This is a genomic window from Janthinobacterium sp. PSPC3-1 (assembly GCF_049896105.1).
Lineage (GTDB): Bacteria > Pseudomonadota > Gammaproteobacteria > Burkholderiales > Burkholderiaceae_D > Janthinobacterium.
Window position 1 is genome coordinate 24,498 of the sequence record NZ_JAFCTQ010000055.1, and the last position, 7,049, is coordinate 31,546.

The 7,049-nt window shown below is 66.0% G+C and carries 8 protein-coding genes; 6 read left to right on the forward strand and 2 right to left on the reverse strand.

Annotation, left to right across the window (positions count from 1 at the left end):
- Window positions 1-13: 13 nt before the first annotated feature.
- On the forward strand, window positions 14-610 hold the full coding sequence (orn, locus tag ACP7B7_RS29685; RefSeq protein ID WP_308922429.1) for an oligoribonuclease: 597 nt from the start codon (window positions 14-16) through the stop codon (window positions 608-610).
- On the opposite strand, the gene ACP7B7_RS29690 is transcribed toward orn, so the two are convergent.
- A complete protein-coding gene (locus ACP7B7_RS29690; RefSeq protein WP_426079081.1) occupies window positions 600-944 on the reverse strand; it encodes a hypothetical protein in 345 nt (114 codons plus the stop codon). The genes orn and ACP7B7_RS29690 overlap by 11 nt on opposite strands.
- The gene (gene gcvA, locus ACP7B7_RS29695) at window positions 941-1,873 is read right to left on the reverse strand and encodes a transcriptional regulator GcvA (RefSeq protein ID WP_426079082.1); all 933 of its coding nucleotides are present in this window, start codon (window positions 1,871-1,873) and stop codon (window positions 941-943) included. The genes ACP7B7_RS29690 and gcvA overlap by 4 nt, the downstream gene beginning before the upstream one ends.
- Window positions 1,874-2,048: 175 nt before the next feature.
- Here gcvA and ACP7B7_RS29700 point away from each other — a divergent pair, with 175 nt between their 5' ends.
- The 5 genes from ACP7B7_RS29700 to ACP7B7_RS29720 all read left to right on the forward strand — a co-directional run bounded on the left by ACP7B7_RS29700 (window position 2,049) and on the right by ACP7B7_RS29720 (window position 7,025).
- Window positions 2,049-2,960 carry a DMT family transporter gene (locus ACP7B7_RS29700; protein WP_426079083.1) on the forward strand — a complete coding sequence of 304 codons (912 nt, stop codon included), beginning with the start codon at window positions 2,049-2,051 and terminating at the stop codon, window positions 2,958-2,960.
- A 168-nt stretch (window positions 2,961-3,128) separates the two neighbouring features.
- Window positions 3,129-4,220, forward strand: coding sequence for a hemin-degrading factor (locus ACP7B7_RS29705; RefSeq protein WP_426079084.1), 1,092 nt, complete (start codon window positions 3,129-3,131; stop codon window positions 4,218-4,220).
- On the forward strand, window positions 4,208-5,131 hold the full coding sequence (locus ACP7B7_RS29710; protein ID WP_426079085.1) for a heme/hemin ABC transporter substrate-binding protein: 924 nt from the start codon (window positions 4,208-4,210) through the stop codon (window positions 5,129-5,131). The genes ACP7B7_RS29705 and ACP7B7_RS29710 overlap by 13 nt, the downstream gene beginning before the upstream one ends.
- 11 nt (window positions 5,132-5,142) lie before the next feature.
- On the forward strand, window positions 5,143-6,183 hold the full coding sequence (locus ACP7B7_RS29715; RefSeq protein ID WP_426079086.1) for a FecCD family ABC transporter permease: 1,041 nt from the start codon (window positions 5,143-5,145) through the stop codon (window positions 6,181-6,183).
- Window positions 6,184-6,191: 8 nt separating this feature from the next.
- Window positions 6,192-7,025: an ATP-binding cassette domain-containing protein gene (locus tag ACP7B7_RS29720; RefSeq protein ID WP_426079087.1), complete on the forward strand. Its 834-nt coding sequence runs from the start codon at window positions 6,192-6,194 to the stop codon at window positions 7,023-7,025.
- The last annotated feature ends 24 nt before the right edge of the window (window positions 7,026-7,049 follow it).

The window sequence follows — 7,049 nt, forward strand, 5'->3', positions numbered from 1 at the left end:
CCAAGAGAGAATTATGTCACAAGCGACCGACTTATCCACATCCTCCCCCGCACCGGCCGTGCCGGCCCGTCCCAACGAGATGAACCTGGTCTGGGTCGACATGGAAATGACCGGCCTGGAGCCCGACACCGACCGCATCATCGAAGTGGCGGTGGTCGTCACCGACATGCACCTGAACCTGCTGGCCGAAGGCCCCGTGTTCGTGATCCACCAGTCCGACGAAACCCTGAACAAGATGGACGCCTGGAACAAGGGCACCCACGGCCGTTCGGGCCTGATCGACAAGGTCAAGGCCTCGACCGTGACGGAAGCGCAGGCGGAAGCGGAACTGATCGCGTTCCTGAAAAAATACGTGCCAGCCGGTAAATCGCCGATGTGCGGCAACACCATCGGCCAGGACCGCCGCTTCATGGTGCGCGGCATGCCGAAGCTGGAAGCGTTCTTCCACTATCGCAACGTCGACGTGTCGACCCTCAAAGAGCTGTGCAAGCGCTGGAAGCCGGAGATCGCCACCGGCTTCAAGAAGCACCAGAAGCATACGGCGCTGGCCGATATCCTCGAATCGATCGAAGAGCTGAAATACTACCGCGAGCATTTCATCAAATTGTAAGATCGTTGCCGAAGTCGAGGATGGTCATGCCGCCATCCTCGGCTTGCAGTGCCAGCGCAAACGGGGCCGTTTGCCGCAAGCCGGTGATCCACAGGGTCTCGTCCGGCTGTCTGTAGTATTCCACGCAAGCTCCAGCAGGCGCCAAGCGGCACACGATCAGCCCTGCACCGGCCACCGCGCACCATCGTTCCTGCGCATCGATCAGCGCCACCGCCGGATCGCCATAAAACTCGCCGATCACCGTCCTGACGCCATCCGGCCCGGTCACCGAGGCCGATTCATATTCATGCTCGACCATGTAATGGCGGCTGCGCGCCAACTCGCGCGTACTCATGCGTCGACCTCCGGCCACACGGTTTCCTGGTCGGCGCGCGCTTCGGCGATCAGCCATTCGCAGAAGGCATGCACCAGCGGGCGCGTCTCGGCCTGGGGCGAGCGCAGCAGGTAGTAGCAGTGGGGGCCCAGCACCTGGTGTTCGAACAGGCGCACCAGGCGGCCCGAGCGCAGGTCGTCGCCGATCAAGGGGCTGGCGGCGATCGCCACGCCCTGGCCGCTGGCGGCCGCGTCCAGGCATAAATAGGTGTGCGAAAAACGCGCGCCGCTGTTGCCGCTGTAGGCGACGCCGCAGCTGTGCAGCCAGCGGCCCCAGTCGATTTCACCGGCCAGGCGCACTTCCGGTTCGTCGTGCAGCAACGGATAGCGCAGCAGGTCGGCAGGTCGCCGCAGCTTGGCGGCGCTGGCGCGAAAGCCGGGACTGCAGACGGCCGAAAACCGTTCTTCCATCAGCAAATCCACCTTCAGGCCCGGATAGCGGCCCGGCCCCAGCCGTATCGCTACGTCGACCCCGTCCCGCGCCAGGTCGACCGGATGCATCGAGGCCAGCACGCGCAGCTCGATCTGCGGATGGCGGTCGCGCAGCCGGCCCAGGCGCGGCATCAGCCAGCGCGAGACGAGCGAACTGGTGGCCGTCACCGTCACCACCTTGTCGTCGCCCTGGCGCCGCGCCGCCTCCGACACTTCGGCCAGCTGGTTCAGCACCGGCCCCAGCGCGGCCGCATAGCGCTGGCCGGCGCCGGTCAGCACCACGCCGCGCGGCAGGCGCTGGAACAGCGCCACGCCCAGCCAGGCCTCGACCTGCCGGACATGGTGGCCGATGGCGCCGGCCGAGACATGCAGTTCTTCGCCGGCGCGCTGGAAGCCTTCATGGCGGGCGGCCGCTTCAAACGCATGCAGGGCGGCGAGCGGGGGCAGGTGACGGGACATGCGAGCCTTAATCAAATTGAGTCTATCCGTGAAGAATATTGGTTTGTTTCATTTTCCGCAAGCACTTATCATGTCAATGATGCGTGAATTGCACCCGCAAATTCATTGACGCATGTCCAATATTTCCAAAGCCATCCGTGATCGGCTTTGTTCCCATTATTTGAAGAGGTAAGTCATGTCTGATCGCCGCGCCGTTGCGCTGGTGTTGTTGTCGGCCGCCGGTTTCGGCAGCTCCGCCGTTTTTGCCAAGGCGGCGTATGCCTCCGGGGTCAATCCGTCGACCATGCTGGCCCTGCGTTTCGTGATCGCCGCCATGCTGCTGTTGCCGCTGGTGTGGCTCGGCGGCTGGCGCTTGCCGCGTGGCCGCCTGCTGGCCGGCTACATGCTGATGGGCCTGATGTATACGGCCCAGTCGCAAGGCTATTTCAATGCCTTGCTGTATGCCAGCAGCGGCCTGTGCGGCATGCTGCTGTATGCCTATCCGGTATTGGTGACGATCCTGGCGCTGGCGCTGGGCTGGGAAAAGCTGGACCGCCGCATGCTGGTGCTGATGGTGCTGGCGATTGCCGGCATGGCCGTCACCCTGGGCGGCAAGCTGCAGGGCCAGCCGATCGGCATCGCGCTGGCGCTGATGGCCGCCGGCGTCTATGCGGTCTATATCCTGTTTGGCAACAGCCTGTCGAAAAGCGCGGTCATCATCCACCCGCTGGCCGCCTGCGTGGTGATACTGGGTACGGCCGGCCTGGCCAACAGCGCGATTGCCGTCTGGCAGGGCGTGTCCCTGCCGGGCACGGCGACCGGCTGGCTGGCGGTGGCGGCGATCGCCCTGTTCTCCACGGCGATCGCGATCGCGGCGTTTTTTGCCGGCGTGGCGCAGATCGGCGCGGCCCGCGCGTCCATCATTTCCACCTTCGAACCGGTGATCACCATGGCGTTTGGCGTGGGCATGCTGGGCGAAAAGGTCAGCGGCACGCAATTGCTGGGCGGCGCCATGGTGCTGGCGGCGGTGGTGTTGCTGGCCAATAAGCCAACCCCGAAACCGGCCGCCAAGCCGGCCAACTTGCCGGGCGCGCAGGCCAGCGCCTGAGCTTGTTCTTTTATCCTTGACGCCGCTTTCATGCGGCGTTTTTTTTGGGCTGTCGGATACGGATCAAATAAATCTTCAATTGCGAATGATTCGCATTTATAATTGATTCCACCATTCCCCACCAGCCAGCTTGCCGCCAGCCAGTGTTCGCCTTGAAAGGAGACCACCGTGCCCACCACGTTCCCATCACGCAGCATCGAGATCGCCGAAGAGTTCGCCCGTTTGCGCCGCGAGAAAAATGCGCGCCACCGCGATATCGCGCAGCAGCTGCAGATTTCCGAAGGCGTGCTGATCGCCGCGCATACGGGCCTGTCGCTGGCCGACGGCGCCTTGCTGGGCGCCGAGCGCCTGCAGGCGCAATGGCCGGCCATCATCGCCGCGCTCGAACCGGTGGGCGAGGTGATGGCCCTGACGCGCAATGCCTCCTGCGTGCATGAAAAAACCGGCGTCTACCGCCAGGCCAGCCACAATCATCACGTGGGCCTGGTGCTCGGTGGCGAGATCGACCTGCGCGTGTTCTACCGCCAGTGGGCGCATGGCTTTGCCGTGCGCGAGCTGAAAGAAAACACGGTGCAGCGCAGCCTGCAGTTTTTCGATGCCGCCGGCCATGCCGTGCACAAGATTTTTCTTACTCCGCAAAGCATACTGGCCGCCTGGGAGGCGGTGGTGACGCGCTTTGCCGATGACGACCAGGAGCCGGGCATGACCGTCGCGGCACCGCCAGCGCCGGCGGCGGAATTGCCCGACGCGCGGATCGACGTGGCCGGCTTTCGCGCCGGCTGGGCCGACCTGCGCGACACGCATGATTTTTTCGCCTTGCTGAAAAAATACTCAGTCTCGCGCCTGCAGGGCCTGCGTCTGGCCGAGCCGCGCTTCGTGCAGCAGCTCGACGTGTCGTGCGTGCTCGATCTGCTGAACGAGGCGGCGCGCGAAAAAGTGGCCATCATGGCCTTTGTCGGCAACCCCGGCATGATCCAGATCCATTCGGGTCCGGTGCACAAGATTCTAGTTGCGGGGCCGTGGATCAATATCCTCGATTCCCGCTTCAACCTGCATTTGCGCGAAGACCATGTCGCCAGCGCCTGGGTGGTGAAAAAGCCCACCGTCGATGGCCTGGTCACCTCGGTCGAACTGTTCGACGCCAAGGGCGACACCATCGTCATGTTCTTTGGCGAGCGCAAACCGGGCAACCATGAATTGTGCGAATGGCGCAATGTGGTCGAGCGCGTTGTGTCGGAGGGTGAATTATGCGCCGCATGATCGCCGCCAGCGTGGCGCGCCGCATCGCGCTGAAAAAAATGGGAGCTGGTGCCATCGCGCTGGCCGCGCCGATGCAGGTGCTGGCCGCCGTCAGCGACGCCGGCAAGCCGCTGGCCAAGGCGCGCCGCATCGTCAGCGTGGGCGGCGCCCTGACCGAAATCGTGTATGCACTCGATGCCCAGGCCGAACTGGTGGGCGTCGACACGACGTCACTTTTCCCGGCCACCGCGCAGCAGCTGCCGCAGGTGGGCTATGCGCGCACCCTGTCGGCCGAAGGCGTGCTGTCGCTGGCGCCCACGCAATTGATCGCGACCGAAGAAGCGGGGCCGGCCACGGTGCTGCGCCAGGTGCGCGACGCGGGCGTGACGGTGCATGTGCTGAACGCGAATAACCGCTTCGAAGGCCTGCTCGAGCGGGTAAAACAGGTGGGCCGGATTACCGGCCGCGCGGAGCCGGCCACGCGCCTGGCGCAAACCTTGCAGCAGCAATGGAGCGGCGCCTTGGCCGGCGTGCAGCGGCGGCCCACCCCGCTACGGGTGCTGTTTATCCTGGCCCATGCGCCGAACCAGGTGATGGTCGGTGGCAGGGATACCGGCGCCGACGCCATGCTGGCGTATGCGGGCGCCGTCAATGTGATGGGCGGATCGGCCGGTTTTGGCGGCTACAAACCGCTGACGCCGGAAGCCGTGATCGCCGCGCGGCCCGACGTCGTGCTGGTCACCGACCAGGGCTTGAAAGCGTCGGGCGGGGTCGACGGCATCCTGAAACTGCCCGGCCTGGCACAGACGCCGGCCGGCAAGCAGCACCGCATCGTGTCGCTGGAAGCCATGCTGATGCTGGGCTTTGGCCCGCGCATGCCGCAGGCGCTGGCGGCGCTCGATACCGCGTTCGCCAAAGCCATGACGGCATGAGCGTGATGCCGATGGCGCCAGTGCGAGTGCCCTGGAATGCTCCACGTCCCGGTGCCGTGGCGCTGCTGGTGGCCATGCTGGCCATCGGCCTGGTGGCCGCGGTGCAGGCCGGGGCCGTGCCGGTCACCATCGGCGACTGGCTGGCCCCCTTGCGCGCTGGAGACGAGGCCTTGTCCGGCGGCGCCTATGTGCTGTGGCATATCCGCCTGCCGCGCGCGCTGTTCGCCGTGCTGGTGGGCGCCGCGCTGGCACTGGCCGGCGGCCTGACGCAAGGCTTGTTTCGTAATCCGCTGGCCGACCCAAGCCTGCTGGGCGTCAGCAGCGGCGCCGCCTGCGCGGGCGCCATCACCATCGTGTTTGCGGCCGGCCTGCAGGTGGCGCCCGAGCTGCGTCTGTGGCTGCTGCCAGGCGCGGCCTTTGCCGGCGCCATGCTGGTGTGCGTGCTGCTCGACCGTGTCGCGCGCTGGGCCACGCCCGGCTCGATTGTCGGCCTGCTGCTGACAGGCGTGGCGCTGAACGCCATCATGGTTGCCGTGATGGGCTTGTGCATCTATCTGGCCAGTGACGAGCAGTTGCGCACCCTGACGTTCTGGACCCTGGGTTCGCTGTCGGCCGGCAGTTGGCGCCAGGTGGCCGCCTTGCTGCTGGTGCTGGCCGGCGCGCTGTGGGCGACGCGGTACTTGACGCGCGCGCTGAACGCGCTGGCGCTGGGCGAAGCGGCCGCGCTGCATGTCGGTGTGGACGTGGGCCGCCTGCGCACCCAGGTGATCTTATTGGTGGCGGTGCTGACCGGCTTTGCCGTGGCCTGGTGCGGCGGCATCGGTTTTATCGGCCTGATCGCGCCGCACCTGGTGCGCACCTGGCTGGGCGCCGACCAGCGCCGCGTGCTGCCGCTGGGCATGCTGGCGGGCGGCTTGCTGCTGCTGTTGGCCGACACCCTGGCGCGCACGGTGGCGATTCCCGCCGAGGTCCCGGTCGGCATTTTCACGGCCCTGCTGGGAGGGCCATTTTTCCTGATGCTGCTGCGGCGCTTTCGCCATTCCACCGCCTGAGGAACGCCATGCCATTACTGGAACTGCATTTCGCCACCACCCGTCTGGGCCAGCAGTATTTCGGACCCTTCAATCTGTCCATCGCCGCCGGCGAACGGGTCGCCATCCTTGGCCCCAGCGGCGCCGGCAAGACCACCTTGCTCAAATTGATGGCGCGGGAGTGCCGCCCGCATGCCGGGCGCGTGACATTCGGCGGCCGCCCGCTGGAACAATGGCCGCTGATGGAGCTGGCGCTGCGCCGCGCCGTGCTGCCGCAGGCATCGAACGTGGCCTTCGGCCTGCAGGCCGAACTGGTGATTGGTCTCGGCCGGGTGGCGCGCCTGTTTGATCCGCAACTGCATCACATCGTGCAGCAGGCGGCCGCGCTGGCGCATGCCAGCCATCTGCTGGGCCGGCGCATGGACAGCATGTCGGGCGGCGAGCAGGCCAGGGTGCAGCTGGCGCGCATCTTTGCGCAATTGTGGGATGTGGAAGATGGCCTGGTGCTGGTTGACGAACCGCTGGCCGCGCTCGATCCCGGGCTGCAGTTCGAGCTGCTGGACAGCATCGCCAATTTTTGCCGCGCGCGCGGCCACGCGGTGGTCGCCATCCTGCACGACATCAACCACGCGCTGCTGGGTTTCGAGCGCCTGCTGCTGGTGCGTTCGGGCCAGCTGGTGGGGGACATCGCCAGCGACGCCGACGCCGTGCCCAAGCTGGCTGCGCTGTACGGCATCGCCCTGACGACGGCTACCAACAGCGCCGGCGACGTGTGCGTGGTGCCAGCCAAAACACCGGCCAAAATGCCGGCAAAAAAAACTAGGGCGGCACATTCTGCTTACCTCTCCCGCGGGCACTATTGAAGCGCGTTGCTGTCCAAGGTCGCA

Coding starts and splice junctions, on each gene's coding strand:
- ACP7B7_RS29690 (WP_426079081.1), bottom strand. CDS start 944: ATGAGTACGCGCGAGTTGGCGCGCAGCCGCCATTACATGGTCGAGCAT.
- orn (WP_308922429.1), top strand. CDS start 14: ATGTCACAAGCGACCGACTTATCCACATCCTCCCCCGCACCGGCCGTG.
- ACP7B7_RS29710 (WP_426079085.1), top strand. CDS start 4,208: ATGCGCCGCATGATCGCCGCCAGCGTGGCGCGCCGCATCGCGCTGAAA.
- ACP7B7_RS29700 (WP_426079083.1), top strand. CDS start 2,049: ATGTCTGATCGCCGCGCCGTTGCGCTGGTGTTGTTGTCGGCCGCCGGT.
- gcvA (WP_426079082.1), bottom strand. CDS start 1,873: ATGTCCCGTCACCTGCCCCCGCTCGCCGCCCTGCATGCGTTTGAAGCG.
- ACP7B7_RS29715 (WP_426079086.1), top strand. CDS start 5,143: ATGGCGCCAGTGCGAGTGCCCTGGAATGCTCCACGTCCCGGTGCCGTG.
- ACP7B7_RS29720 (WP_426079087.1), top strand. CDS start 6,192: ATGCCATTACTGGAACTGCATTTCGCCACCACCCGTCTGGGCCAGCAG.